The sequence below is a fragment of the Kitasatospora sp. NPDC002227 genome (assembly GCF_040296285.1).
Taxonomy (GTDB): Bacteria; Actinomycetota; Actinomycetes; order Streptomycetales; family Streptomycetaceae; genus Kitasatospora.
In genome coordinates, this window is sequence record NZ_JBEOWY010000007.1 from 97,308 (window position 1) to 123,410 (window position 26,103).

The following is a 26,103-nucleotide window of genomic DNA, read 5'->3' on the forward strand; positions in this document are numbered from 1 at the left end:
AGATCGGCGGCATGACCACTGACACACTTCTCGACCGTGCCCGGCTGCTCTGGGAGACACTCGCCTCGGTGCCCGTGTCGTTCGCGGGGGCCGACGAGGTCGGGGTGGTGACCGATCCGAACTCCGGCTGGTGCCCGCCCGGGTGGGCCGGGGTGGTGCGCCTCGGGGGCAGCGCGCTGGTCACGGCGCCGGACGAGGCCGCGGCGGAGCAGCTGCGGGCACTGCTGGCCGGGGTGCCCGCCCAGGCCGTCGGCGAGGCCGGCCACTACCGGGCCGCCGGGGTGCTCGGGCCCGCCGCGCTCGCCTACCTGGCCGCCGAGGACTTCCGCCCGGCGGCTCCCCCGACCGGGTACACGGTGGTGGAGCTGGACGGCGAGGACCCGGGCCTGCGGGAGCTGGAGCTGGACTCGGGCAGCGTCGACGCCGGCGAGGCCGGGCTCTGGGAGATCACGTCACCGGCCTTCGCCGTCCGCGCCGAGGGCCGGGTGGTGGCCGCCGCCGGGTACCGCCGCTGGCCGGGCGACGCCGCCCACCTCGGCATCCTGACCGCCCCGGACTTCCGCGACCTGGGCCTGGCCCGGGCCACCGGCTCGGCCGCCACCGCGCACGCGCTGGGCGCCGGCCTGCTGCCGCAGTGGCGGGCCCGGGTGCCGGCCTCCCGCCGGGTCGCCGTCGCGCTGGGCTTCCGGGAGCTCGGCGAGCAGCTCAGCGTGCAGCTCGCGCCTCAGGGGCGCCCCTGAGCGGACCCTGAGACGGCCGTACGCCGCCCTCATGAGGAGGTCAGGGGCGGGATCGGCAGTGGGTCTGACGCCTGGGCGGGCGGCGGCGCGGAGGATGGAGTCATGCCCACCGGAGAGTCCGGCCCCGGGCCGCAGACTCCCCCAGGAGAGATCATGAGCGCCCTCGCCCGCCCCCGTCACAACCGCCTCGTCGCCGGTGTCTGCGCGGGGATCGCCGCCCGCTTCGGCCTCTCGGCCTGGACCGTCCGGCTGATCTTCCTGGTGTCCTGCCTGCTGCCCGGGCCGCAGTTCCTGATCTACCTGGCGCTCTGGCTGCTGCTCCCCCAGGAGCCGTGAGGCCCCGTACGCGAACGGCCGGAGGCCGCCCCGGAGAGTCTCCGGGGCGGCCTCCGGCCGTCGGGGTGGTCAGCCGCCGAGACCGGGCAGGCCAGGGACAGGAAGCGCGCCGGTCAGCGTGCCGACGCCGGGGGCCTTGCTGAGCCCCTCGGCGCCCGGGAGCGGCAGCCCGCGGGTCGCGTTGACCGGGGCGCCGGGGGTCGCCATCTCCGGGGCGTCCATCGCCGGGGCGGCCTCGGGCGCCTCGGCCGGAGCGGCCTGGACGGGGGCGGCCGGGGCGGCCTGCGCGGCGGCCGGGGCCGGAGCGGCGGCCGGGGCAGCGGCCGGGGCGGCGTTGCCCTCGGCGCCGGGGGCCGTGGCCGGCGCCGGGTCGGCCGAGGCGGGGGCCGGGTGGAGGGCGTTGGCGACACCCGGGTTGAGGTCGCCCACGGCCTGGGTGACGGGCGCGGTCGCCGGGAGGCTGGAGGCCGTGTGCGTGGCCGCACCGGTGATCGCGTCCGTGTGCGAGAGCGCTCCGGTGGGCAGCCCGAGCCCACCGGGGGCGACGGGAGCGGCCGAAGCGGCCCCGGCGGCCATGGCCGCCATCGCGACGCCCAGCGCAGCAGTCCCGGCAGCCTTCAGAGTGGCCTTGTTCATGGTTGTCCTCAAGTCCTCGTCGGTGGCCGACTGTACGGACGCGCGCCGGGGCACCCCAGCCGCTACACCGCGTCAGCGTTGACTGCCACACCGTAGTGACAAGGTCCTGCGCGGATCAAAGAGGACTCACCCCCGAGGAGTAGTCGTCAGATCGTCCGACTTTCCCTCGGGGGTGCGTTGTTCGAGCAGTCGCGAGCCGTCGCCCAGGCTGCTCGGGCGCCGCTCAGGCGCTGAAGAGCCACTCCGCCTTGAGCTCGGCGTAGCCCGGCTTGATCACGTCGTTGATCATCGCCAGCCGCTCGTCGAACGGCAGGAACGCCGACTTCATCGCGTTGACGGTGAACCACTCCATGTCGCCCAGGGTGTAGCCGAAGGCGTCCACCAGGTGGCCGAACTCCTGGCTCATGCTGGTGCCGCTCATCAGCCGGTTGTCGGTGTTGACGGTGACCCGGAACTTCAGCCGGCTGAGCAGTCCGATCGGGTGCTCGGCGTACGAAGTCGCCGCCGCCGTCTGCAGGTTGGAGGTCGGGCACATCTCCAGCGGGACGCGCTTGTCGCGCACGTACGCCGCCAGGCGGCCGAGCTCGACGCTGCCGTCCTCGTTGACCGTGATGTCGTCGATGATCCGCACGCCGTGGCCGAGCCGGTCGGCGCCGCAGCACTGCAGGGCCTCCCAGATCGAGGGCAGGCCGAAGGCCTCGCCGGCGTGGATGGTGAAGTGGTTGTTCTCGCCCTTGAGGTAGTCGAAGGCGCCCTGGTGGCGGGTGGGCGGGTGACCGGCCTCGGCCCCGGCGATGTCGAAGCCGACCACGCCCTGGTCGCGGTAGCGGTTGGCCAGCTCGGCGATCTCCTGCGAGCGGGCGGCGTGGCGCATCGCGGTCAGCAGCGTGCCGACCCGGATGCGGTGGCCCTTGGCGCGGGCGTTCGCCTCGCCCAGGCGGAAGCCCTCGTTGACGGCCTCGACCACCTGGTCGAGGGTCAGCCCGGCCTCCAGGTGCTGCTCGGGGGCGTACCGCACCTCGGCGTAGACCACGCCGTCGGCCGCGAGGTCCTCGGCGCAGTCGGCGGCGACCTTCACCAGGGCGTCCCGGGTCTGCATGACGGCACAGGTGTGCGCGAAGGTCTCCAGGTAGCGCACCAGCGAACCGGAGTCGGCGGCCTCGCGGAACCAGACCCCGAGCTCCTTCGGGTCCGTGGTCGGCAAGCCCTCGTAGCCGCAGGCGGCGGCCAGTTCGACGATCGTCTCGGGGCGCAGCCCGCCGTCGAGGTGGTCGTGCAGGAGCACCTTGGGGGCACGGGCGATCTGGTCGGGCGTGGGAATGCGGGGGCCTGTGGTGCCCGCAGTGGCAGGGATCTGCTTCTCCATTGCGGGAGTGTAGCCCCTACGCGCGTAGATTGACCATGCCGATCACCGCGCGTCGGCCCCGACAGCCCCCGTACGGCGTACCGAAAACCGCTTGGCCGCCCGCGAGCCGGCGTGCGACGCTCGCCCGATGACCGAGCTCCCGCCCCTCCCCCAGCCGACCGACCAGGTGACCGATCTCTTCCGTGACGGCCGGATCGTGTCGGTCCCCCGCAAGGCCGCCCGGCGGGAGCAGTTGCTCGCCCACCTCGCCACCACCCTGTTCGAGCCCGGCCGCGACTACCGCGAGGCCGAGATCAACGACGCCCTGCGCACCACCCACGACGACTTCCCCGCCCTGCGCCGCTATCTGGTCGAGGGCGGCTTCCTGACCCGCGCCAAGGACGGCAGCAGCTACCGGGTGGGCGGGCGGTGAACGACGGCCTCGCCCTGCACGCGGACGGCACGGCGACCGCCCCTCCCCTCGTCCTGCGCCCCTGGGCCGCGTCGGACGCCACCGCCCTGGCCGAGGCGTACCAGGACCAGGTGCTGCGCCGCTGGACCAGCTCCGCCGTGACGGACGAGGCGGACGCACTGCGGTGGCTGGCCGAGCAGCGGCGAGGCTGGGAGGCCGGCGACCGGCTCGGCTTCGCCGTCCTGGAGACGCTCCCCGGCCCGCCCCACCAGCGGCTGGCCGGCCACGTGGTGCTCAAAGGCGTGGCGCCCGGCAAGTCCTCGGCGGAGGTGGGCTACTGGACGGCGGCGCCCGCTCGCGGGCGCGGCGTCGCGCCCCGGGCCCTGACCGCCGTCGGCGACTGGGCGTTCGCCACCCTCGGCCTGGAGCTCCTCGAACTCCTGCACCAGGTGGACAACCCGGCTTCCTGCCGGGTCGCGGAGAAGAGCCGGTTCGGGCTCGACCGCGTCCTGCCCGGGTGCCCGCCCGCCTACCCGCTCGACGGCCACCTGCACATCAGGCGCGCGAGCCGCTGAGCCCCGGCGCCGGCCCGGATTCAGTCGTGGTCGAGCAGGCGGCCGCGGCGGGCCAGGACGAAGTCGCGGAAGGCGGCCACCGGCGGGGTGAGCGGGCGGCCGGTGACCCAGGCCAGGCCGATGGCGCGGCGGGTGCGCGGAGCGGTCACCTCCAGCTCGACCACGCCCGGGCGGGGCACCAGGGCGGGCGGCAGCAGGGCTACGCCGAGGCCGGCGGCGACCAGGCCGCGCAAGGTCTCGGCCTCCTCGCCCTCGAAGGCGATCCGGGGGCTGAAGCCGGCCTCCGCGCAGAAGCCGTCCGTGATCACCCGCAGCCCGTACCCCTGCTCGACCGCCACGAAGGGCTCCTGCGCCACCTCCGCCAGCCGGATCCGGCGGCGGCCGGCCAGCCGGTGGTCGGCGGGCACGGCCAGGTGCAACTTCTGCTCGTCCAGCGGACGCGCCGTCAGATCGGGTGCGTCCGGCAGCGGTGAGACCAGGCAGAGGTCCAACTCCCCCGCGCGCAGCCGCTCCAGCATCGCCGCCACGTAGTCCTGCGCCAGCTGGAACCGCACCTTGGGGTGCCCCGCCGCCCGGAACCCCCGCAGCAGCGCGGGCACCGCGTCCGTCCCCAGGGTGTGGAGAAACCCGAACGCCACCCGCCCGGCCGCCGGATCCGCCTCCGCCCGCGCCGCCTCCACCCCGCGCTCCAGCTCCGCGAGCGCCCGCTCGGCACTGCCGAGCAGCAGCGCCCCCGCCCTGGTCAGCCGCACCGCCCGCCCCTCCCGGGCCAGCAGCCGCACCCCCAGCTCCGCCTCCAGCCGGGCCACCGCCCGGGACAGCGTCGGCTGCGGCATGCCGAGCAGCTGCGCCGCCTGGGTCACATGCTCCAGCCGCGCCACCGCCGCGAACTGCGCGACCAGCGGCGCGAGCTGGGCCGCCGGGGCGTCCAGGCCGAGTTCGGCGAGGCTGTGCGGCTTCGGGTACTCCGGTGAGCTGCTCTGATACGTCACAGTATCGATTCTCGTTGATCCATGTATTGGACGCATCAACCGGCGCGGTCCTACCTTCGGTTCATGCCGCCCGCGAGATCCGTCGCCCTTCCCGCCCCGACCTCCTCCGCCGACCTGCGCCACCGACCCGGCACCCGGGCCTTCCGGCGCTCCAACCTCGCGCTCTTCGCGGCCGGAGTGGCCACCTTCGTGCTGCTCTACTCCACCCAGGGCCTGCTGCCGGTGCTCTCCGACAGCCTCAACCTCACTCCGGGGCAAGCCAGTTGGACGGCCTCGGCGGCCACCCTCGGCCTCGCCCTCGGACTGCTCCCGGCCAGCGCGCTCTCCGACCGGTACGGGCGGACAGCCGTCATGACGGCCTCGATGCTCACCGCCGCCGCCCTCGCCCTGGCCCTCCCGTTCGCCGACAGCCTGGGCCCGCTGGTCGCACTCCGGGTGCTCCAGGGCGCGGCCCTCGCCGGGCTGCCCGCCACCGCGATGGCCTACCTCGCCGAGGAGATCCACCCCAGCGCGCTGGCCTCCGCCATGGGCCTGTACGTCGCGGGCAACAGCATCGGCGGCATGGGCGGCCGACTGGTCTCCGGCTGGGCCGCGGCCGCCTGGGGCTGGCGCTGGGGCCTGACCGCCTCGGCCGCGCTCGCCCTGCTGGCCGCGCTCGCCTTCCGCCTGCTCATCCCCGCCGCCCGGCACTTCAGCCCGGCCCCGGTGGACGCCCGCGAGCTCGGCCGCACCGTGGCCGCCCACCTGCGCAACCCCCTGCTGCTGCGGCTGTACGCACTCGGCGCGCTCTTCATGGCCGTGTTCGGCGCCGTCTACAACACCATCGGCTACCGCCTGATCGCCGCCCCCTTCCACCTGCCCGAGTCGGTGGCCGCCTCGATCTTCGTGGTCTACCTGGTCGGCACCGCCTCCTCGGCGGGCGCCGGACGCCTGGTCGCCCGGCTCGGCCGCCGCGGCACCCTGTACGTGGCGATCGGCGTCAGCGCGGCCGGCCTGCTGCTCTCGCTGGCCGACTCCCTGCTCTGCGCCCTGCTCGGCCTGGTCCTGATCACGGCCGGCTTCTTCGCCGGCCACGCCACCGCCTCCGCCGCAGTCGGCCGCACCGCCACCCACGGCCGCGCCCAGGCCTCCGCGCTCTACCTGATCGCCTACTACCTCGGCAACAGCCTCGGCGGCACCCTCGGCGCCGACGCCTACCACGCCACCGGCTGGCCGGGAGCCGCCGCCGTCGGCCTCACCGCCATGACCCTCGCCGCCGGCGTCACCCTCTACGCGACGGTGACCCTGCGGCACGCCGCCCGGACCTACTGAACCAGCCTGCGGGCCTCGGCCTCCACCTCGGCGTCGATCTCGGGGGCCGGCCTGCCGCCGTAGTCGAAGAGGTTGTACTCGTCACGGAGCATGGCAAGTCTCGCCACCATCGGCATCCCGTGCCCGAACCGACTGTGGACCTGATCGGCAAACTCCCGCGCCGTCCACTCCCCGCCGAGCAACCGGCCCGCGAACACCCGCACAGCCGCCTCCTCGGCGGCTCCACTGCCGAGCGGGAAGAAAACAAGACCGAGCTCCTCCAGCGCCAGCGGAAGCAGCTCGGGCACCCGGTAGCCCGCCTCACCCTGCGAGCAGGCCGCCAACTCCCGCAACGCCGGACCGTCCAGCCCGGCCACCAGCGCGGCGCAGGCAGCAGCGACCGCCTCCTCGGCCCCGGCCTCCCCGACACTCCAGAGCACGGCGAACTCCTGCAGCTCACGGACGGCTGATTCGGTGGACGGCATCCACCCATCATCCCGCCCGGGCCCCCGCCGGTCGAGCAGCCCGGGCCCCGAGTCTGCTCGAGCTGCCTGCTCCGCGCCCGAACGGGCGTGCGAGGATGGGCGGCATGACGAACGCCATCCAGGAAGTCTTCGAACAGGCAGGCTGTACCGGCTCGTTGTGCGTCCGCTCGCTGGACGACGACGCCGAGGTGGTGCTGGGCGCCGACGAACTGGTCACCCCCGCTTCGACGTTCAAGGTGATGATCGCCCTCGAGGCCGAAACCTGGTTCGCCGAGGGCCGGTTGGATCCGTGCGAGCCGGTACGGCTGGCCGCCGCCGACCGTACGCCGGGCTTCGTCGGCGTCTCGCTCTTCGCGGACGACGCGGTGGTCTCCTGGCGGGACTTGGTCGTCCTGATGCTCACCATCAGCGACAATCCGGCGACCGACGCCCTGCTGGGCCGGGTCGGTGTCGACGCGGTCAACGCCACCGCCGCCCGCCTCGGCCTGACCGACACCCTGGTCGTGTCCGACCTGCGGACCATGCTCGACTCCGTCGGCGAGGACCTCGGCCGGCGCGACTGGGCGACCGGCGCCGCCTGGGCCGCCACCGCCTCGCCGGAGGAGCTGGCCCGCGCCGACGAGCTGCTGCTCAACTCCCGTGCCCTGGACCCGAAGCGCGGCACCCGCACCACCCCGCGCGACATGGCCGAACTCCTGCGGCTGATCTGGACCGACCAGGCCGGCCCGGCCGAGGCCTGCGCACGGGTACGCACCGTGCTGAGCCAGCAGCTGACCAAGCACCGCATCGCGAGCGGCTTCCGCCTGCCGGCCCGGGTGGCCGCCAAGAGCGGCGGCCTGTTCGGCGTGATCCGCAACGAGGTCGGCGTCGTCTCCTACCCCGACGGGCGCCGGTACGCCGCCGCGGTCTTCACCCGCTCGCCCCTGCTCGCGGACGATGCGGCGATCAACCGCGCCATCGGCACCGCGACCGCCCTGGCCGTGGCCGAACTCAGCCGCTGAGCGTCCTGGCCGACCCGGGGCAGCTCTGCCGCTGTTGCGCCGCGCCGCCGAAACAGCCTGGTGAAGCCAGTTCACCTCGGCGGTCGGACAGACCCTGGCGGAGCACGCCCCTCCCCGGCCGGAGGAGGCCTCAGAACGACCGCCGCCGCGCCACCGCGCGCTGGTACGCGCGGACGGTGGCCAGGGCGCGCTCGAAGTCGGGCTCCTCGGTCACGGAGTCCGCCCGCAGGCCGGGGAGGACGCGGGGGCCGGGGCGGTCGGTGGTGTAGACGATGGCGATCCGGTAGGTGCTGCTCCTGCCGTGGGTCGTCCGTTCGGTGATCAGGCCGATCTCGGTCCACGGGACCACCCGACGCCGCAGCGGACCGCGCAGGTGCAGGCTCTCCGGAGTGAGCAGCAGGGAGCCGAAGACCCACCCCAGCCCACCAGCCGCCAACGGCGACCACACCGCCGTCACGAGCAGCCCCACCCCCCAGTTCTCCCACCAGAACGGCCCGCACAGCACCGCCGTGGCCAGCCCCAACCGGATCAGCAACCGCCTCCGCTGGCGCGCCGGCAGCGCGATCCGTATGTCCTCCACGCCCGTGATGGTAGGGGCGGGGTTCAAGCCACAGCCAGGCATCCGGCGGAGCTGCCCTGGCCGGTCCGGCTCAGCGCAGGTTCCGGCGGGCCAGACGGACCATCCTGCGCTGACGCACGCGGATGGCCTGCAAAGCGCGCTCGAACTCGGCGCTCTCGGCCAGGGTGTGGCAGATCAGACCGGGAACCCGCCGGGGGCGTCGGCGGGAGACCGTGTGGACCAGCGCCACGGTCGAAGAGCTGAATCTGCCCTGGTACGTCCGGCTCGTGACCGTCACGATGTCGGTCCACGGGATCACCCGACGGCGGCGCAGCGGACTGCGCGACTCCAGCCCTTGCCCGGTCAGCCAGGAGGAGCCGTGGATGAGGTCGGCGACGTAGAGCCCGACGGGGATCCAAGCCGACGCGGCGACCAGCCCCACCGGCAGGTGGTCCGGCAGGAACGGCAAGCAGAGGACGAGCGGAGGCAGGTACAGGCCCAGCCGCAACCGCCACCGCTGAGGGCTCGTCAAGGCGAACCGTAAGTCGTCCACGGCGCGATCATACGAGCCCTCCCGGCCCGAGCGGTGCCGGGCCGGGAGGGGGAGCCGGGCTCAGGCGATGCGGTCGAGCACCAGCGGGGTCGGCGTGTAGTCCGCGCCCTGGGGAGCGACGGTGTACGCGCCCTCCAGCGCCTCGATGGCGTAGTCGTAGCGCTCGGGGGTGTCGGTGTGCAGGGTCAGCAGCGGCTGGCCCGCCACCACGGTGTCGCCCGGCTTGGCGTGCATCTCGACGCCGGCGCCGGCCTGCACCGGGTCCTCCTTGCGGGCGCGGCCGGCGCCCAGGCGCCAGGCACAGACGCCGACCCCGTACGCGTCCAGCGCGGTGAGCACGCCGGAGGCGGGGGCGGTGATCACGTGCTGCTCGCGGGCGACCGGGAGCGGGGCGTCCACGTCGCCGCCCTGGGCGGCGATCATGCGGCGCCAGTGGTCCATCGCGGAGCCGTCGCGCAGCGCGTCGGCCGGGTCCTTGCCGTGCACCCCGGCGGCGGCCAGCATCTCGCGGGCCAGCGCGAGGGTCAGCTCGACCACGTCGGCGGGACCGCCGCCGGCCAGCACCTCGACGGACTCGCGGACCTCGAGCGCGTTGCCGGCGGTGAGGCCGAGCGGGGTCGACATGTCGGTGAGCAGGGCGACGGTGTTGACCCCGGCGGCCTTGCCGAGGCCGACCATGGTGCGGGCCAGCTCCTGGGCGTCGCCGAGGTTCTTCATGAAGGCGCCGGAGCCGACCTTGACGTCGAGCACCAGCGCACCCGTACCCTCGGCGATCTTCTTGGACATGATCGAGGAGGCGATCAGCGGGATCGCCTCGACCGTGCCGGTGACGTCGCGCAGGGCGTAGAGCTTCTTGTCGGCGGGGGCCAGGCCGTCGCCCGCCGCGCAGATCACGGCGCCGGTGCCGTGCAGCACCGACATCATCTCCTCGTTGGAGAGCAGCGCCCGCCAGCCGGGGATGGACTCCAGCTTGTCCAGCGTGCCGCCGGTGTGGCCGAGGCCCCGGCCGGAGAGCTGCGGCACGGCGGCACCGCAGGCGGCGACCAGCGGGGCGAGCGGCAGGGTGATCTTGTCGCCGACGCCGCCGGTGGAGTGCTTGTCCGAGGTCGGCACGCCGAGCGCGGAGAAGTCCATCCGGACGCCGGAGCGGATCATCGCCGAAGTCCAGCTGCTGATCTCCCGGAGGTTCATCCCGTTCAGCAGGATGGCCATGGCCAGGGCGGACATCTGCTCGTCCGCGACCTCGCCCCGGGTGTAGGCGTCGATCACCCAATCAATCTGAGCGTCGGTCAGCTCGCCCCGGTCACGCTTGGTCCGGATGACGGAGATGGCGTCCATGTCTTGCTCCAGAGGGGGGAAACGCGAAGAGTGCCGCGAGATGTACTGATCTCACGACACTCTACGCGCGTAACAGAGTTGAAGACTAGAGCCGCTCCGGGCCGAACGCGTCCGGCAGCACCTCGGCCATCCGCTTCACGCCGGAGGCCAGCTCGACCAGCAGCTCGGGCCCGCCGTGCTCGTACAGCAGCTGGCGGCAGCGCCCGCACGGCATCAGCAGCTCCCCGGCCCCGTCCACACAGGTGAACGCGACCAGCCGGCCGCCGCCGGACATCTGCAGTGCCGAGACCAGCCCGCACTCGGCGCACAGCCCGAGCCCGTAGGAGGCGTTCTCGACGTTGCAGCCGGTGACGGTCCGTCCGTCGTCCACCAGGGCGGCGGCGCCGACCGGGAACTTGCTGTACGGGGCGTACGCATGCCCCATCGCGCCGCGCGCGGCGGCCCGCAGGGCCTCCCAGTCGACCACCGGGGCCGTCGTCACTTGCCCTGGCCCTTGCGGTAGATCTGCCCGTCCGCCTTCGGCGGCCGCAGCCGCTGCGAGGCCAGCGCGAGCACCACGAGGGTGATCACGTACGGGGTGGCGACGATCAGCGGACGCTGCACCGAGTCGGTCAGCGAGTACCAGGCGGCCAGACCGCCGGCCACCACGATCGAGATCGCTGCGCCGGTGAACCTGCGGCGGTAGAGCTGCCACAGCGCCAGCAGGGCCATCGCGATCGCGATGGTGATCAGCAGGACGTGCACCGAGTCGGCGTCGCGCAGCTGGAGGCTGTCGGTGAAGCCGAACAGGCCCGCACCGGCGGCCAGGCCGCCCGGCATCCAGTTGCCGAAGATCATCGCGGCGAGGCCGATGAAGCCTCGGCCCTGGGTCTGGCCGTCCTTGTAGAAGTGCGCGGCGACCAGCGAGAGGTACGAGCCGGCCAGGCCCGCGAAGGCACCCGAGGCGATGACCGCGAGGTACTTGTACTTGTAGACGTTGACGCCCAGCGACTCGGCGGCCGTCGGGTTCTCACCGCAGGAGCGCAGGCGCAGGCCGAACACGGTGCGCCAGAGCACGAAGTACGAGCCGACGATCAGCACGGCGGCCAGCACGGTGACCACCGAGAGGTTGGTGACCAGACCGCCGGTCACACCGGCCAGGTCCGAGACCAGGAACCAGTGGTGCGCCTCGATCTTGTCCAGCCAGGAGGAGAGGCCGGGGATGGTGATCAGCGGCAGCGGATCGGCCGGCGGGGACTGGTTGGCGCCCGCGCCGAAGGCCACGTAGTCCTTGTAGTAGATCTTGTTGACGTACGCGCAGATGCCGGGGATCAGCAGGTTGATACCGACACCGGAGACGATGTGGTCGACCCCGAAGGTGACGGTCACGACCGCGTGCAGCAGGCCGCCGAGGGCGCCGCCGATCATGCCCGCGACCAGACCGAACCACGGGCTGACCAGGTAGCCGCCCCAGGCACCGCAGAAGGTGCCCGCGACCATCATGCCTTCGAGGCCGATGTTGACCACGCCGGCCCGCTCGGCCCAGAGGCCGCCGAGCCCGGCGAGCGCGATCGGCACGGCCGAGCCGAGGGCCGCGGCCATCTGGCCGGAGGAGGTCAGACCGTGGTTGCCGGTCACTATCCCGACGGCCGAGAAGAGCGCCAGGGCCCCGGCCACCAGGAGCAGGACGACGGGGAGAGAGAGCTTGCCCTTCTTGGCCGGCGCGGAGCCGGGGGTCTTCGGGCGTGCGGCGGTAGCGGTACTCACGCCGAGACCTCCTTCTTGGCGGCCGAGGCGGCCTGCGCGGCGAGTTCGGCACCGACCTTCTGCTGCTGGCGCTTGAGGCCGTAACGGCGCACCAGCTCGTAGGCGATGACGACGCAGATGACGATGGCGCCCTCAAGGACGGCGACGATCTCCTGCGGATAGTCACCGTTAAGGGGCAGCTTGACGCTGGAGGCGTCGAGGAAGGCGAAGAGCAGCGCTGAGAAGGCGACGCCGATCGGGGTGTTGCGGCCGAGCAGGGCCACCGAGATTCCGATGAAGCCCAGGTTCGGCTGGATGTTCTGGCCGAAGTAGTAGGAGCTCTGGGTGAGTTCCGGCAGACCGATCAGGCCGGCGATGGCGCCGGAGACGGCCATGCTGGTCAGCACCATGCGCTTGACGTTGACGCCGGAGGCCGTGGCGGCCGTCTCGGAGCGGCCGGTGGCGCGCAGGTCGAAGCCGAAGCGGGTGCGGGTCAGCACGAACTGGAAGGCGATGCCGACCAGGGCCGCGACGAAGATGAAGCCCCAGAGGTTGCCACCCGCCGTGTCGAACGAGAGGAAGTGGCTGGACTCGGAGACCGGCTTGGTCTGCACGCTGTTGCTGGTGGTGCTGACCTTCGGGGCGAAGATGCCCGGCACCAGCAGCAGGCCGACCACGGCGGTCGAGATGGCGTTCAGCATGATGGTCGAGATGACCTCGCTGACGCCCCGGTAGACCTTGAGCAGACCCGCGACGGAGGCCCAGATCGCACCGGTGATCATGGCGACGATCAGCAGCAGCGGGATCTGCAGGAAGGACGGCAGGTCCACCTGGCTGCCGACGTACGCGGCGAAGAGCACGCCGAGCTTGTACTGGCCGTCGACCCCGATGTTGAAGAGGTTCATCCGGAAGCCGAAGGCGGCGGCGGCACCGGCAATGTAGTAGGTGGTGGCCCGGTTGAGGGTCGCCACCTGGCCGTCCGAGGCCGTGCCGTAGTCCCACATGATCTGGAAGGCCTTGAACGGGTCACGCCCGGAGGTGGCCAGCAGGATCGAGCAGATGGTCACCGAGAGCAGCACGGCCAGCAGCGGGGCAGCGAGCGCGAGCATGATCCGCTCGCCGTCGAACCGCTGGGCCAGCGTGCGCTTGGCGGGGTTGGGACTGGTCATTGGGTTACTCCCCCGCCTGCTGGTCGTCGGCGGCATCATCGGAATCGGTCGCCACGGCGTCCTCGGTGCCCTCGAGGCGGACCTCGACGGCCTCGGCCAGCGCCTCGGTGTCCGACTCGATGTGGCCCTTGGCGGCGCCGGTCATCGCGGTGCCCAGGTCCTCGGCGGTGACGGTGGCCGGGTCGGCGTCGGCGACCAGGCGGCCGCGGTAGATGACCCGGATGGTGTCGGAGAGGCCGATCAGCTCGTCCAGGTCGGCGGAGATCAGCAGCACCGCGAGGCCCTCGCGCTGCGCGGAGCGGATCTGCTCCCAGATCTGCGCCTGCGCGCCGACGTCCACACCGCGGGTCGGGTGGGCGGCGATCAGCAGCTTGGGGTTGTGGCTCATCTCGCGGCCGATGATCAGCTTCTGCTGGTTGCCGCCGGAGAGCGACGCGGCCGTGACCTCGATGCCGGGGGTGCGGACGTCGTACTCCTCGACGATCCGCTGGGTGTCCTTGCGGGCGCCGGCCGGGTCGAGCAGGAAGCCCTTGGAGTTGGGGTCCTCGGTGACGTGACCGAGGATGCGGTTCTCCCAGAGCGGGGCCTCGAGCAGCAGGCCGTGGCGGTGGCGGTCCTCGGGGATGTACCCGATGCCGGCCTCGCGGCGGGCCCGGGTGAGCGAGCCGGAGAGGTCGGCGCCGTCCAGGACGACGGTGCCGGCGTCCAGCGGCAGCATGCCCATGATGGCCTCGACCAGCTCGGCCTGGCCGTTGCCCTCGACCCCGGCGATGCCGAGGATCTCGCCCTTGTGGATGGTGAGCGAGATGTCGTCCAGGACGACGCGCTCGATGCCCTCGATGTCGGCCTTGGCGATCCTGAGGCCCTCGACCTTGAGCATCTCGGTCTCGGTGACGGTCGACTCGCGGCTCTCCGGGGAGGGCAGCTCGGCGCCGACCATCATCTCGGCCAGCTGGCGGGCGGTCACGTTCGCCGGGTCGGCGTCGCCGACGGTGGTGCCGCGGCGGATGACGCTGATCGCGTCCGCGACGGAGAGCACCTCGTGCAGCTTGTGCGAGATGAAGATGACGGTGACGCCCTCGGCCTTGAGCTCGCGCAGGTTGCCGAAGAGCGCGTCCACCTCGTGCGGCACCAGGACGGCGGTGGGCTCGTCCAGGATCAGGATGCGGGCGCCGCGGTAGAGCACCTTGAGGATCTCGACCCGCTGGCGCTCGGCCACGCCCAGGTCCTCGACCAGCGCGTCCGGGCGCACGCCCAGGCCGTACTGCTCGGAGATCTCCTTGATCCGGGCCTTGGCCTTGGCTCCTATCCCGTGCAGCTTCTCGCCGCCCAGGACGACGTTCTCCCAGACCGTCAGGTTGTCGGCCAGCATGAAGTGCTGGTGCACCATGCCGATGCCGCGTGCGATGGCGTCGCCGGGAGTGTTGAACTCGACCAGCTCGCCGTCGATCGCGATGGTGCCCTCGTCCGGCTTCTGCATGCCGTAGAGGATCTTCATCAGCGTCGACTTGCCGGCGCCGTTCTCGCCCATCAGGGCGTGCACCGTGCCGCGGTTCACGGTGATGTCGATGTCGTGGTTGGCCACGACGCCGGGGAAGCGCTTGGTGATGCCGCGCAGTTCGACGGCCGGTGCCGCCGTCCCCGCGCTGGGGGTGCCGCCCTTGTTCGGGACGGGATCGGAAGCGGTGATGGCGATCTCCTGGTGGTCTGGAGGCGCGTCGTTGCGGGCCAGGAAGCGAAGGGGAAGACCGTGGGGAATGCGTGGGGGCAGAAAGGGCGGAGCCCGGAAGGTGCGCACAAGGCGCACCTAGCCGGGCCCCTCCCTGTCAGCTGCTCAGCTGCTCGATCTGCGGGTGGGCGTCAGATCACGGAGCGGTCGGGACCTTGGTGGCACCCGAGGTGATGGACGTCGCGGCCTTGTCCAGCTGGGCCTTGATGTCGTTGATGTGGTCACCGGTGGTGGCCAGGGAGACACCGTTGGCCTTGAGGTCGAAGTTGACCACGCCGGTCAGCGGGGTGCCGTTCTTGGCAGCCTCGATGTACTTGTAGACGGCGGTGTCGACGTTCTTCACCATCGAGGTGAGGATCGAACCGGCGTACTTCTTCAGCGCGGGCTGGCTGGCCTGGTCGGAGTCGACACCGATCGCCCACGCCTTGAAGGCGGAGTTGTTGGCGACGGCCTCGATGGCGCCGGAGCCGGAGGAGCCGGCGGCGGAGTAGATCACGTCCGCCTGCTTGTCCAGCTGGCCCTGCGCGGCCTCCTTGCCCTTGCCCGGGTCGTTGAAGCCGCTGAAGTCCGGCGGGGTGGTGAGGTAGGTGGTCTCGACCGGAATGCTGGGGTCGACCGACTTCACACCGGCCTTGAAACCGGCCTCGAACTTCTTGATGAGCTCGGACTGCACACCGCCGATGAAGCCGACGTGCTTCTTCTGGGTCTTCAGTGCGGCGGCCACACCGGCCAGGTACGAGCCCTCCTGCTCCGAGAAGGTCAGCGAGGTGACGTTGCTCGGCTGGGTGGTGGAGGCGGAGTCGATGATCGCGAACTTGACGTTCGGGTTGTCCTTGGCGACCTTCTCGACGGCGGTCTGGTAGACGAAGCCGACGGCGATGACCGGGTTGTAGCCGGCCTGGACCAGGCTGGTCAGGCGGCTCTCCTTGTCGGCCTCCGCCTCACCGGTCTTGGCCTCGGCCTCGTTGACCTGGACGCCCAGCTTGGCCTTGGCGTTGTCCAGACCACGGGCGGCGGAGTCGTTGAACGACTGGTCGCCACGGCCGCCGATGTCGTAGGCCATACCGACCTTGAGGCTGGACGTGCCACCGGCCCCGGCCGAGGCGGAGGACGAGGTGTTGTCGGTGCTCTTTGCGCCGCAAGCGGCGAGCGAGGCAATGCCCAGGGAACCCGAGAGCACGACCGCGGCGAGCTTCAGTGAACGGCGCAAGGGAGTATCTCCTTCTCACACACCCGATTGGCGTGGTCGAGCGCCACCGTAACGCGCGTAGAACACGGTTGTGTTACGGCCTGCGAGGGCATTCGGGTTGTTATCAAAATGTGGTGCTACACCCGGACGAATCCGGACATACCCCCACACCCGACCAACCTGGATGTCACTACCGAGTGGTAGTGAGTGAACACCCTACGCGCCGTTCCCCTCAAGAGGGCCTCAGACGCGCCCGTCTCCTCAGACCCTCCCGTGCTCGAGGGCCAGCGAGCAGAACAGCTCCACGCCGATGGCGATTGCCCTTTCGTCCACGTCGAAGTTGCCCTGGTGCAGGTCACGCACGGTGGTGTCGTGCGGGGCGCGGACACCGAGCCGGGCCAGCGCGCCCGGGGCGTGCTCCAGGTACCAGGAGAAGTCCTCCCCGCCGAGACTCTGCTCGGTGGGCTCCACCACCGGGCCGGCCCCGGCCGCGAAGCGGGCGGTCATCGCGGTGTCCAGCTGCTCGACCGAGGCCTTCTCGTTGACCACCGGCGGCACGCCGCGGTGGTAGTCCAGGGTCCACTTGGCCCGGTAGGTCTCGGCGATCCGGGCGATCAGCTCGTGCAGCGCCTCGGGGGCCTCCCGCCAGCCCGCCAGCTCCAGGCAGCGGACGGTGCCCTCCAGCTCGGCCCGCTGGGGGATGACGTTGGAGGCCGAGCCGGAGGCGATCCGGCCCCAGACCAGGCTGACACCCCAGCGCGGGTCCATCCGGCGGCCGAGCGCGGGCGGCAGGTCGGCCGCCATCCGGGCGATCGCGGTGACCAGGTCGGTGGTCAGGTGCGGCCGGGCGGTGTGGCCGCCGGGGCCCTCCAGGCTCAGCTTGAGCTGGTCGCAGGCCGAGGTGATCGCGCCGGCCTTCAGGCCGATCCGGCCGACCTGCACCTTCGGGTCGCAGTGCACCGCGAAGATCCGGCCGACCCCGTCCATGCCACCCGCCGCGATGACGTCCAGCGCGCCGCCGGGCATCACCTCCTCGGCCGGCTGGAAGACCAGCCGCACGCCCTGCTTCAGCTCCCCCGCCCGGGCCGCCTGGGCCAGCACCAGGGCGGTGCCGAGCACCACCGAGGTGTGCACGTCGTGCCCGCAGGCGTGCGCCCGGCCCGGAACCGTGGAGCGGTAGGGGGCGTCGTTCTTGGCGTCCTCGATCGGCAGCGCGTCGATGTCGGCCCGGAAGGCGAGCAGCGGGGCGCCCTTGCGGTGGCCGGGCGGCAGGATGTCGACCGTCATCCCCGTCCCGCCGGGCAGGATTTTCGGTGTGAGTCCGGCGGCCAGCATGCGCTCGCGCAGTAGCCGGGTGGTGCGGAACTCCTGGCGGCCGAGCTCCGGGTGCTGGTGCAGGTCACGGCGGAGGGCGATCAGTTCGGCCTCGTACGAGCGGACCCGGGCCCGGAGGTCGGAACGGGTAGCACTACGAGGCGCCTGCTCGGCGCGCTGATGCGGGTTCACCTCAACAATCGTAGGCCGGTGAGCGGCGTTTGGCGGGACTTCCGGAAGAGAGGCGCCAACTCGCATGCTTACCGGCCCGGCAGCTGGGTATGACTTCACGTTTCGGCCCGCCTTCCCGATGATCACCGTCCTGTGCAACGACCGGTGCCCCACCAGGGACACGGAGCCGATCCAGCTACGCGCGTCCACGTGACAGGGGAAGGGCCGGGGGGTCATGTGCTGGCAAAGCTTTGGTCCGCGCTCTTGAGCTTCGTGCTCTTGTCCTAATAGACAACTCCCAGTCAATTCCCAGATCCTGGCGGGCTCTCCGCCCTGGATCTGGTCCGTCCTGCCCTCACGAAGGCGCGCAGACGGAACCCATCGAACGAGAAGTGGGGAACCCACGTGCCAGCAGCACGCAGCCGGCTCTCCCGGATAGCCGTCGCGGCTCCCGCCGCCACCGCTCTGATCCTGGGAACTCTCGCGGTCGCCAGCCCCTCCCTCGCCGCCACCCCGGTCGGTGAGCAGACCGCCAAGCAGCTCCTCGGCAGCCACCCCCTGTGGGCCAGCGCCCAGGCCGACGCCGGTGCCGTCGCCGACGCGACTCCCGCCACGGCCCGCATCTACCTGGCCGGCCAGGACCAGGCCGGTCTGGCCGCCCTGGCCAAGGCCGTCTCCGACGTCAACTCGCCGTCCTACGGCAAGTTCGTCTCCACCGACGAGGCCAAGGCCCGTTTCGGCGCCACCAAGGCCCAGGTCAAGTCCGTCACCGACTGGGTGACCGGCGCCGGCCTGAAGGTCACCGAGACCACCGCGCACTACGTGCAGGTCTCGGGCTCCACCGCCGCGCTCTCCAAGGCGTTCGGCACCTCCTTCCACGCGTACCGCACCGCCCAGGGCACCCAGACCGCTCCGGTCCAGGACGCCGTGGTCCCCGCCTCCGTGGCGGGCTCGGTGCTGGCCGTCGGCGGCCTGTCCGCCGCGGCGCACAAGAACGTCTCCTTCGCCACCTCGGTCAAGAGCGCCGAGGCGAAGGCCGCCCCGCAGTCCAAGGGCCCGTCGCTGCCGACCACTCCGACCTGCTCGGACAAGGGCTACGGCACCAAGCCCGCCAACGGCGCGCCGGAAGGCTACGAGAAGAACGAGCCCTTCGCTCCCTGCTCGTACATCCCCTCGCAGCTGCGCAAGGCCTACAGCGTGGACACCGCCGGCGTGACCGGCAAGGGCGCCCGCGTCGCGATCATCGACGCGTACGGCCTGTCCACCATGGAGCAGGACGCCAACCACTTCTCGACGCTGCACGGCGACCAGCCGTTCGCCGCCGGGCAGTACAACGAGGTCGTCACCCCGGACAAGTGGGTCCACCAGGACGACTGCGGCGGCCCGGCCGGCTGGGCCGGCGAGGAGGCGCTCGACGTCGAGATGGTGCACGCCTTCGCCCCCAACGCGAACGTCACCTACGTCGGTGCCAACTCCTGCTACGACGACGACCTGAACGCCGCCATGGCGAACGTGGTCGACAACCACCTCGCCGACATCGTCTCCAACTCGTGGGGCGAGATCATGCACGGCAAGAGCGGGGACATCGACCCGGCGGTCGTCAAGGCCGACGAGCAGATCTTCCAGCTCGGCGCCATCGAGGGCATCGGCTTCACCTTCTCCGCCGGTGACTGCGGCGACAGCTCCCCGACGGCCGCGGCCACCGGTGCGAACTGCCAGACCGACACCAACCAGGCGCAGACGGACTGGCCGTCCTCCTCCGCGTGGGTCACCTCGGTCGGTGGCACCACCCTGGAGCTCGGCAACAAGGCCGGCCAGTACGGGCACGAGGTCTCCATGGGTGACCAGCGCTCGGTGCTCTCGGCCGACCAGAAGTCCTGGTCCCCGATGCCCGGCTTCTTCTACTTCGGTGGTGGCGGCGGCGTCTCCAAGGACTTCGAGCAGCCCTGGTACCAGAAGGGTGTCGTCTCCGACAGCATCTCGATGACCGCGGCCGACGGCTCCAAGGCCGCCACCCCGCGCCGGGCCACCCCGGACATCGCGATGAGCGGTGACCTGGTCGCCGCCACCCTGGTGGGCTTCACCGAGGGCGGCAACTACAGCGAGGGCGGCTACGGCGGCACCTCCGTCTCCGCCCCGGAGACGGCCGGTCTGCTGGCCGACGCCATCGAGGCCCGTGGCGGCCGTCCGATCGGCTTCGCCAACCCGGCGATCTACGACCGTGCGGGCTCCAAGGCCTTCCACGACGTCAACGACTCCGCCGTGCACAACAAGTTCGGCAACGTCGTCGACCTCGGCACCATCAACGGTGTGCTCAAGGTCCGCCTGTACAAGGTGGCGGCCGACTACGGCCTGTCCGCCGGCAAGGGCTACGACACCGCGACCGGCGTGGGCTCCCCCGACGGCCGCTACTTCTTCAAGTCCTTCACCTACAAGCACTGACCCCAGGTGATGGAGAAGCGGCCCGGAGCTCCCGAAGCTCCGGGCCGCTTCGGCTTTGTTGAGATGATCGGTCCACCGACATCCCGACACCCCACATCCCCTTGGGAGAGACCATGACCGAGCAGAAGGTGGCCGTCGTCACCGGCGCCAGCAGCGGCATCGGGGCGGCGACCGCCCGCCGACTGGCCGCCGACGGCTTCGAGGTGGTGCTGACCGCCCGCCGCACCGAGCGGATCGAGGAGCTCGCCAAGGAGCTCGGCGGCCGGGCCTATACGCTCGACGTCACCGACCGGGCGGCCGTGGACGCCTTCGCCGCCGAGGTCGGCCGGGTGGACGTGCTGGTCAACAACGCGGGCGGCGCGCTCGGCGCCGAGTACGTCGAGGCGGGCGACCCGGCCGACTGGCGGGCCATGTACGAGACCAACGTGCTCGGCGTGCTGCACGTGACCCAGGCGCTGCTCCCCGCCCTGCGGGCCACCGGGGACGGCACCGTGCTGATCATGTCCTCCACCGCCGCGCTGGCGCCGTACGAGGGCGGCGGCGGTTACGTGGCCGCCAAGGCCGCCGTGCACTCCGTCGCCGGGACGCTGCGCCTCGAGCTGAACGGCGAGCCGATCCGGGTGATCGAGATCGCCCCCGGCATGGTCAAGTCCGAGGGCTTCGCCGTCACCCGCTTCCGCGGCGACGAGGCCAAGGCCGCCGCCGTCTACGCCGGCGTGGACGCCCCGCTCACCTCCGAGGACATCGCGGACACCGTCTCCTGGGCGGTCACCCGGCCCTCGCACGTGAACATCGACCTGCTGGTGGTCCGCCCCCGGGCCCAGGCCGCCAACCACAAGGTGCACCGCGCCTGACCCCGCCGGATGGGGAGGGAGCTGACCGGTGGGTGTCAACGTCACAACTTGATACCTCGATCGGGTGAATTCGGCGCGCTCCCTCCCCAACTGATTACCCCTCAACTACCGTGGTGCCGCTGCCCGGCCGGGGGCGCCCCGCACCGCATGGGCACCGGCGTCCACGCCGGCCCGGAGCACTTGGTTCCGGCACGTCGCGCCACCGCACCGCCTCCAGCCGGTGCCCCATGCTTGCTGTGGAGCACCCACACCTTCCCGCCCTCACGAGGAGGACCCGCTGGCCAGCGACATCCCGTCACAGCGGCTCAAGCCCCTGCTGACGCCGTCCCTGCTCGGGCTTCACCGTTTCAACGAGGCCGACCCCGGCGCCGCCGAGGAGGCCCTGCTGGCCTGCTGCGGCAGCCACCGCTGGGCGCTGCGACTGGCCGCCCACCGCCCCTACCCCGACATAGAGTCCCTGCTCGCCGCCGCGAGCGAGGCCTCCTACGACCTCCGCCCGGCGGACCTCGCCGAGGCCCTGGCCGACGAGAGCTGGATGCCGCAGCCCCTGCTCGGCATGCGGGCCCCCGGCAGCCAGGCCGCCCACACCGCCCTGCGCGCCGCCCACGCGGCGTACGAGGCCAGGTTCGGCCACGTCTTCGTGGTCTGCCTGGACGGCATCGCCCCGGAGGAGATGCTCGACTCCGTCCTCTCCGCCCTGCGGACCCGGCTCACCAACGACCCCGACGAAGAGCGCCTGGTCGCCGCCGACGAACTCCGCCGGATCGCCCTGACCCGGCTCGAGCACCTGGTGGCCACCCACTGCTCGGCCTGACCCGGTGGCCGTGGCGCGCGGGGGCGCGCTACGACCGCTGGGCCTTCTGCAGCTTCGCGACCTGGGTCTGCACCACGTGCGGATCCGGCGCCGGGGCCGGCTCCTTCGCCGTGCCGACCGTCGAGAAGACCGCGAGCGCCGTCCCGGCGCGGGCCAGCACCGCGTGCTGACTGAGCACGGTGCCGCCCGATTCATTCGTCAGGGTGAAGGCGGAGACCGCCTCGGCTCCCTCCACCGTGGGCGTGTCGGCCTTGCTGAGCCGGTGCCGGTTGCGGCCCTTGTGACCGGGTGCCACCGAGGTGAAGCTGCCGCACTGGGCCAGCACCTTGTCCAACTGCCCCTGCAACTGCGCCGCCCGACCGGGAGCCAAGGCCAGCAGCCCCGCATAGACGCCCGCCTTGGCGTCCGCCGAACGGGCGATGTTCAGATCCGTCTCGACCACCGACCCGGAGGCCGGGGCCACCGCGTCCAGGACGGGCTGACAGGCGGGCACGTCGGCCTTCTCCCGGTCCGCCCCCTCCCCCGGATTGGCCGGGCCAGGGGTCATCACCGTCACGGCGTAGCCGGAGCCGAGCTCCGGCCCGGTGACCGCGGCCGCCCTCAGCTGCGCCGCCGTCAGCTCCCGCGGCGCGGCGGCCCGGTCGGCCGAGACCCCCACGGTGGTGCAGCCCGCGGCGAGCGGGAGGGCGAGGGTCAGGGCGGGGAGTAAGCGGTGCAGCGGCACGGTGGTCCTCACTGGGTGTCAGCGGAGCATGGAGCCGACACCGTAACGCAGCGAGATGAACACGGTGAGTGACCAAAGACCGTTTGGTTCCCGATTCTGTTAGGCCATGCGTGCCTGATGGATCACACCTGACACCCCCGGAGGCGTTCCGCCTCGCGGCGTCGATAGGATGCTCGCGGCCGGTGGACCGTACCCGGCCGGGCTGACCGACACCGAAGCCGGCCGAGCCCCCAATCCGCTTCCGGAGGGTTTTCCGTGCCGGCTGGAACGCTGTACCGCGGCCGGGAAGGCATGTGGAGTTGGGTGGCTCACCGAGTCACCGGCGTCCTCATCTTCTTCTTCCTGTTCGCCCATGTCCTCGACACCGCACTGGTGCGGGTCTCGCCGCAGGCGTACGACTCGGTCATCCAGACCTACAAGACGCCGCTCGTGAACCTGATGGAGTACGGCCTCACCGCCGCCATCCTGTTCCACGCCCTGAACGGCCTGCGCGTCGTCGCCGTCGACTTCTGGTCCAAGGGCCCGAAGTACCAGAAGCAGATGCTCTGGACCGTCGTCGGCGTCTGGGTCGTCCTGCTGGCCGGCGCCTTCTACCCGATCCTGCAGCACACCCTGACTACGTGGTTCGGGAAGTGACGGACATGTCGACGGACTACAAGTACTCGGACGCCATCACCGTCCCCTCCGCCCAGGCCCACACCGGCCAGGGCCTCGGCACCGGCAACCCGGCCGACAACTTCGTGGTCGAGCCGCCCCGCGCCCGCTCGAAGAAGACCCCCCGCCGCACGCGGACCAACTTCGAGATGCTCGCCTGGCTCTTCATGCGCCTCTCGGGTGTCGTGCTGGTCTTCCTGATCCTCGGCCACCTGCTGATCATGCTGGTGCTCGACGGCGGCGTCTCCAAGATCGGCTTCGCCTTCGTGGCCGGCCGCTGGGCCTCGCCGTTCTGGCAGGGCTGGGACCTCCTGATGCTGTGGCTCGCCATGCTGCACGGCGCCAACGGCATGCGGACGGTCATCAACGACTACGCCGAGAAGGACTCGACCCGTCTCTGGCTGAAGACCCTGATGGGTGCCGCGACCGTCTTCACGGTCCTGCTCGGCACCCTGGTGATCTTCACCTTCGACCCGAACATCTAATCGGCGTAGAACCCAGAGGCGACTGACACTCATGCAGATTCACAAGTACGACACCGTCATCGTCGGCGCCGGTGGCGCGGGTATGCGCGCGGCCATCGAGTCGACGAAGCGCACCCGCACCGCGGTGCTGACCAAGCTCTACCCCACCCGGTCCCACACCGGCGCGGCCCAGGGCGGCATGTGCGCCGCCCTCGCCAACGTCGAGGAGGACAACTGGGAGTGGCACACCTTCGACACGGTCAAGGGTGGTGACTACCTGGTCGACCAGGACGCCGCCGAGATCATGTGCAAGGAGGCCATCGACGCCGTCCTCGACCTGGAGAAGATGGGTCTGCCCTTCTCCCGCACCGAGCAGGGCCGGATCGACCAGCGCCGCTTCGGCGGTCACTCCCGCAACCACGGTGAGGCGCCCGTGCGCCGCTCCTGCTACGCGGCGGACCGCACCGGCCACATGATCCTCCAGACGCTGTTCCAGAACTGCGTCAAGGAGGGCGTGGAGTTCTTCAACGAGTTCTACGTCCTCGACCTGCTCATCAACGAGGGCAAGACCGCGGGCGTCGTCGCCTACGAGCTGGCCACCGGCGAGATCCACGTCTTCCAGGCCAAGTCGGTCGTCTTCGCCTCCGGCGGCACCGGCAAGTTCTTCAAGGTCTCCTCCAACGCCCACACCCTCACCGGTGACGGCCAGGCCCTGGTCTACCGCCGCGGCCTGCCGCTGGAGGACATGGAGTTCTTCCAGTTCCACCCGACGGGCATCTGGCGCATGGGCATCCTCCTCACCGAGGGTGCGCGCGGCGAGGGCGGCATCCTGCGCAACAAGGACGGCGAGCGCTTCATGGAGCGCTACGCCCCCGTCATGAAGGACCTCGCGTCCCGTGACGTCTGCTCGCGCGCCATCTACACCGAGATCCGCGAAGGCCGCGGCTGCGGCCCGGACGGCGACCACGTGTACCTGGACCTCACCCACCTGCCGCCGGAGCAGCTGGACGCGAAGCTCCCGGACATCACCGAGTTCGCGCGCACCTACCTCGGCATCGAGCCCTACACGGACCCGATCCCGATCCAGCCCACCGCGCACTACGCCATGGGCGGCATCCCGACCAACGTCGAGGGTGAGGTCCTGCGCAACAACACGGAGATCGTCCCGGGCCTGTACGCGGCCGGCGAGGTCGCCTGCGTCTCGGTGCACGGCGCCAACCGCCTGGGCACCAACTCGCTGCTCGACATCAACGTCTTCGGCCGTCGCGCGGGCATCGCCGCCGCCGACTACGCCAACGTCAACGAGTACGTCGAGCTCCCGGACAACCCGGCCGAGAAAGTGCAGGCGCTGGTCGACGGCCTGCGCGACTCCACCGGCACCGAGTCCGTCGCGCAGATCCGCAAGGAGCTGCAGGAGACCATGGACACCAACGCCATGGTCTACCGCACCGGCGACACCCTGAAGGCCGCCGTCACCGACATCGCGGCGCTCAAGGAGCGCTACAAGAACGTCGCGATCCAGGACAAGGGCACCCGCTACAACACGGACCTCCTGGAGGCCGTGGAGCTGGGCAACCTGCTCGACCTGGCCGAGGTCCTGGCCGTCTCCGCGCTGGCCCGCGAGGAGTCCCGCGGCGGTCACTACCGCGAGGACTTCCCGACCCGCGACGACAAGAAGTTCATGCTGCACACCATGGCGTACCAGGAGGTGGCCGCCGACGGCTCCACCTCCATCCGCCTCGACTACAAGCCGGTCGTCACGACCCGGTACCAGCCGATGGAGCGTAAGTACTGATGAGCACTCCGACCGTGGAGAAGCACTCGGCCGCTCTGGACGCGGCCGAGTCGGGCGCCACCAAGCTGATCACCGTCACCTTCCGGATCCGCCGGTTCAACCCGGAGGAGCACCCGGACCCGGTGTGGGTCGACTACCAGCTGGAGATGGACCCGAAGGAGCGCGTCCTGGACGCGCTCAACAAGATCAAGTGGGAGCAGGACGGCACCCTCACCTACCGCCGTTCCTGCGCGCACGGGATCTGCGGCTCGGACGCGATGCGGATCAACGGCCGCAACCGTCTGGCCTGCAAGACCCTGATCAAGGACGTGAACCCGGAGAAGCCGATCACGATCGAGGCCATCAAGGGCCTGACGGTCCTCAAGGACCTGATCGTGGACATGGACCCGTTCTTCCAGGCGTACAAGGACGTCATGCCGTTCCTCATCACCAAGGGGAACGAGCCGACGCGTGAGCGTCTGCAGACGGCCGAGGACCGCGAGCGCTTCGACGACACCACCAAGTGCATCCTGTGCGCCGCGTGCACCTCGTCCTGCCCGGTCTTCTGGAACGACGGCCAGTACTTCGGCCCGGCCGCGATCGTCAACGCGCACCGCTTCATCTTCGACTCGCGTGACGAGGGTGCCGAGCAGCGCCTGGAGATCCTGAACGACCGTGAGGGCGTGTGGCGCTGCCGCACCACCTTCAACTGCTCCGAGGCCTGCCCCCGCGGCATCGAGGTCACCAAGGCGATCCAGGAAGTGAAGCGGGCGCTGGTCACCCGTCGCTTCTAGTCAGCCCATGACTGAGGGCCCGTC

General features: G+C 71.4%; 27 protein-coding genes. 13 read left to right on the forward strand and 14 right to left on the reverse strand.

Translation table 11 applies throughout. From position 1 onward, the window contains the following. Nucleotides 1-11 precede the first annotated feature (11 nt). Both ABT095_RS08750 and ABT095_RS08755 read left to right on the forward strand, forming a co-directional pair. Nucleotides 12-740 (forward strand): GNAT family N-acetyltransferase, encoded by a 729-nt coding sequence (locus ABT095_RS08750; protein ID WP_350528598.1) that lies wholly within the window; start codon nt 12-14, stop codon nt 738-740. 153 nt (nt 741-893) lie between these two features. Further along, on the forward strand, nt 894-1,076 hold the full coding sequence (locus tag ABT095_RS08755) for a PspC domain-containing protein (RefSeq protein ID WP_350528709.1): 183 nt from the start codon (nt 894-896) through the stop codon (nt 1,074-1,076). A 69-nt stretch (nt 1,077-1,145) separates the two neighbouring features. Here the strand turns inward: ABT095_RS08755 and ABT095_RS08760 are convergent, their stop codons facing one another. Then, nucleotides 1,146-1,712, reverse strand: coding sequence for a hypothetical protein (locus ABT095_RS08760; protein WP_350528599.1), 567 nt, complete (start codon nt 1,710-1,712; stop codon nt 1,146-1,148). 223 nt (nt 1,713-1,935) lie between these two features. Beyond that, nucleotides 1,936-3,078, reverse strand: a complete 1,143-nt coding sequence (locus ABT095_RS08765; RefSeq protein ID WP_350528600.1) for an adenosine deaminase — start codon at nt 3,076-3,078, stop codon at nt 1,936-1,938. A gap of 127 nt (nt 3,079-3,205) precedes the next feature. Here ABT095_RS08765 and ABT095_RS08770 point away from each other — a divergent pair, with 127 nt between their 5' ends. Together ABT095_RS08770 and ABT095_RS08775 are read left to right on the forward strand one after the other, a co-directional pair. Then, entirely contained in the window at nt 3,206-3,490 is a 285-nt protein-coding gene (locus ABT095_RS08770; protein WP_350528601.1) for a DUF2087 domain-containing protein, read from the forward strand. Beyond that, nucleotides 3,487-4,044 carry a GNAT family N-acetyltransferase gene (locus ABT095_RS08775; protein WP_350528602.1) on the forward strand — a complete coding sequence of 186 codons (558 nt, stop codon included), beginning with the start codon at nt 3,487-3,489 and terminating at the stop codon, nt 4,042-4,044. The genes ABT095_RS08770 and ABT095_RS08775 overlap by 4 nt, the downstream gene beginning before the upstream one ends. Nucleotides 4,045-4,064: 20 nt before the next feature. Here ABT095_RS08775 and ABT095_RS08780 read toward each other — a convergent pair whose 3' ends face one another. Beyond that, complete coding sequence (locus tag ABT095_RS08780; protein WP_350528603.1) at nt 4,065-5,036, reverse strand: LysR family transcriptional regulator; 972 nt, start codon at nt 5,034-5,036, stop codon at nt 4,065-4,067. 63 nt (nt 5,037-5,099) lie between these two features. Between ABT095_RS08780 and ABT095_RS08785 the strand changes: the two genes are divergently transcribed. Then, nucleotides 5,100-6,347 carry an MFS transporter gene (locus ABT095_RS08785; protein ID WP_350528604.1) on the forward strand — a complete coding sequence of 416 codons (1,248 nt, stop codon included), beginning with the start codon at nt 5,100-5,102 and terminating at the stop codon, nt 6,345-6,347. Here ABT095_RS08785 and ABT095_RS08790 read toward each other — a convergent pair. Next, complete coding sequence (locus tag ABT095_RS08790; protein ID WP_350528605.1) at nt 6,341-6,811, reverse strand: hypothetical protein; 471 nt, start codon at nt 6,809-6,811, stop codon at nt 6,341-6,343. The two genes, ABT095_RS08785 and ABT095_RS08790, sit on opposite strands and share 7 nt — an antisense overlap. 104 nt (nt 6,812-6,915) lie before the next feature. Between ABT095_RS08790 and ABT095_RS08795 the strand changes: the two genes are divergently transcribed. Beyond that, complete coding sequence (locus ABT095_RS08795; protein WP_350528606.1) at nt 6,916-7,812, forward strand: serine hydrolase; 897 nt, start codon at nt 6,916-6,918, stop codon at nt 7,810-7,812. A 130-nt stretch (nt 7,813-7,942) separates the two neighbouring features. Here the strand turns inward: ABT095_RS08795 and ABT095_RS08800 are convergent, their stop codons facing one another. The 9 genes from ABT095_RS08800 to ABT095_RS08840 form a co-directional block, all read right to left on the reverse strand. After that, nucleotides 7,943-8,392: a hypothetical protein gene (locus tag ABT095_RS08800; protein ID WP_350528607.1), complete on the reverse strand. Its 450-nt coding sequence runs from the start codon at nt 8,390-8,392 to the stop codon at nt 7,943-7,945. Nucleotides 8,393-8,462: 70 nt separating this feature from the next. Continuing rightward, nucleotides 8,463-8,924, reverse strand: coding sequence for a hypothetical protein (locus tag ABT095_RS08805; RefSeq protein WP_350528608.1), 462 nt, complete (start codon nt 8,922-8,924; stop codon nt 8,463-8,465). 60 nt (nt 8,925-8,984) lie between these two features. Next, nucleotides 8,985-10,262 (reverse strand): thymidine phosphorylase, encoded by a 1,278-nt coding sequence (locus tag ABT095_RS08810; protein ID WP_350528609.1) that lies wholly within the window; start codon nt 10,260-10,262, stop codon nt 8,985-8,987. Nucleotides 10,263-10,347: 85 nt separating this feature from the next. Further along, the gene (locus tag ABT095_RS08815; protein ID WP_350528610.1) at nt 10,348-10,743 is read right to left on the reverse strand and encodes a cytidine deaminase; all 396 of its coding nucleotides are present in this window, start codon (nt 10,741-10,743) and stop codon (nt 10,348-10,350) included. Further along, on the reverse strand, nt 10,740-12,008 hold the full coding sequence (locus ABT095_RS08820; RefSeq protein WP_350528611.1) for an ABC transporter permease: 1,269 nt from the start codon (nt 12,006-12,008) through the stop codon (nt 10,740-10,742). Before ABT095_RS08820 ends, ABT095_RS08815 begins: the two co-directional genes overlap by 4 nt. Next, complete coding sequence (locus ABT095_RS08825; protein WP_350528612.1) at nt 12,005-13,156, reverse strand: ABC transporter permease; 1,152 nt, start codon at nt 13,154-13,156, stop codon at nt 12,005-12,007. Before ABT095_RS08825 ends, ABT095_RS08820 begins: the two co-directional genes overlap by 4 nt. A 4-nt stretch (nt 13,157-13,160) precedes the next feature. Next, on the reverse strand, nt 13,161-14,687 hold the full coding sequence (locus ABT095_RS08830; protein WP_502884842.1) for an ABC transporter ATP-binding protein: 1,527 nt from the start codon (nt 14,685-14,687) through the stop codon (nt 13,161-13,163). 334 nt (nt 14,688-15,021) lie between these two features. Next, the gene (locus ABT095_RS08835; RefSeq protein WP_350528613.1) at nt 15,022-16,095 is read right to left on the reverse strand and encodes a BMP family lipoprotein; all 1,074 of its coding nucleotides are present in this window, start codon (nt 16,093-16,095) and stop codon (nt 15,022-15,024) included. A gap of 240 nt (nt 16,096-16,335) precedes the next feature. Then, nucleotides 16,336-17,580, reverse strand: coding sequence for an amidohydrolase (locus ABT095_RS08840; protein WP_502884838.1), 1,245 nt, complete (start codon nt 17,578-17,580; stop codon nt 16,336-16,338). A 384-nt stretch (nt 17,581-17,964) separates the two neighbouring features. Here ABT095_RS08840 and ABT095_RS08845 point away from each other — a divergent pair, with 384 nt between their 5' ends. The 3 genes from ABT095_RS08845 to ABT095_RS08855 all read left to right on the forward strand — a co-directional run bounded on the left by ABT095_RS08845 (nt 17,965) and on the right by ABT095_RS08855 (nt 21,669). Continuing rightward, on the forward strand, nt 17,965-20,001 hold the full coding sequence (locus ABT095_RS08845) for a S53 family peptidase (protein WP_350528614.1): 2,037 nt from the start codon (nt 17,965-17,967) through the stop codon (nt 19,999-20,001). Nucleotides 20,002-20,114: 113 nt separating this feature from the next. Continuing rightward, nucleotides 20,115-20,855, forward strand: coding sequence for an SDR family oxidoreductase (locus ABT095_RS08850; protein WP_350528615.1), 741 nt, complete (start codon nt 20,115-20,117; stop codon nt 20,853-20,855). Nucleotides 20,856-21,144: 289 nt separating this feature from the next. After that, on the forward strand, nt 21,145-21,669 hold the full coding sequence (locus ABT095_RS08855; protein WP_502884843.1) for a 2-oxo-4-hydroxy-4-carboxy-5-ureidoimidazoline decarboxylase: 525 nt from the start codon (nt 21,145-21,147) through the stop codon (nt 21,667-21,669). 28 nt (nt 21,670-21,697) lie between these two features. Here the strand turns inward: ABT095_RS08855 and ABT095_RS08860 are convergent, their stop codons facing one another. After that, the gene (locus tag ABT095_RS08860; protein ID WP_350528616.1) at nt 21,698-22,405 is read right to left on the reverse strand and encodes a hypothetical protein; all 708 of its coding nucleotides are present in this window, start codon (nt 22,403-22,405) and stop codon (nt 21,698-21,700) included. 243 nt (nt 22,406-22,648) lie between these two features. Here ABT095_RS08860 and sdhC point away from each other — a divergent pair, with 243 nt between their 5' ends. The 4 genes from sdhC to ABT095_RS08880 are packed head-to-tail and all read left to right on the forward strand — an operon-like array spanning nt 22,649 to nt 26,079. After that, on the forward strand, nt 22,649-23,029 hold the full coding sequence (sdhC, locus tag ABT095_RS08865; protein ID WP_350528617.1) for a succinate dehydrogenase, cytochrome b556 subunit: 381 nt from the start codon (nt 22,649-22,651) through the stop codon (nt 23,027-23,029). Nucleotides 23,030-23,034: 5 nt separating this feature from the next. Continuing rightward, nucleotides 23,035-23,532: a succinate dehydrogenase hydrophobic membrane anchor subunit gene (locus ABT095_RS08870; protein ID WP_350528618.1), complete on the forward strand. Its 498-nt coding sequence runs from the start codon at nt 23,035-23,037 to the stop codon at nt 23,530-23,532. A 31-nt stretch (nt 23,533-23,563) separates the two neighbouring features. Next, a complete protein-coding gene (gene sdhA / locus ABT095_RS08875; RefSeq protein ID WP_350528619.1) occupies nt 23,564-25,306 on the forward strand; it encodes a succinate dehydrogenase flavoprotein subunit in 1,743 nt (580 codons plus the stop codon). Then, on the forward strand, nt 25,306-26,079 hold the full coding sequence (locus ABT095_RS08880) for a succinate dehydrogenase iron-sulfur subunit (RefSeq protein WP_350528620.1): 774 nt from the start codon (nt 25,306-25,308) through the stop codon (nt 26,077-26,079). Before sdhA ends, ABT095_RS08880 begins: the two co-directional genes overlap by 1 nt. Nucleotides 26,080-26,103: the final 24 nt, after the last annotated feature.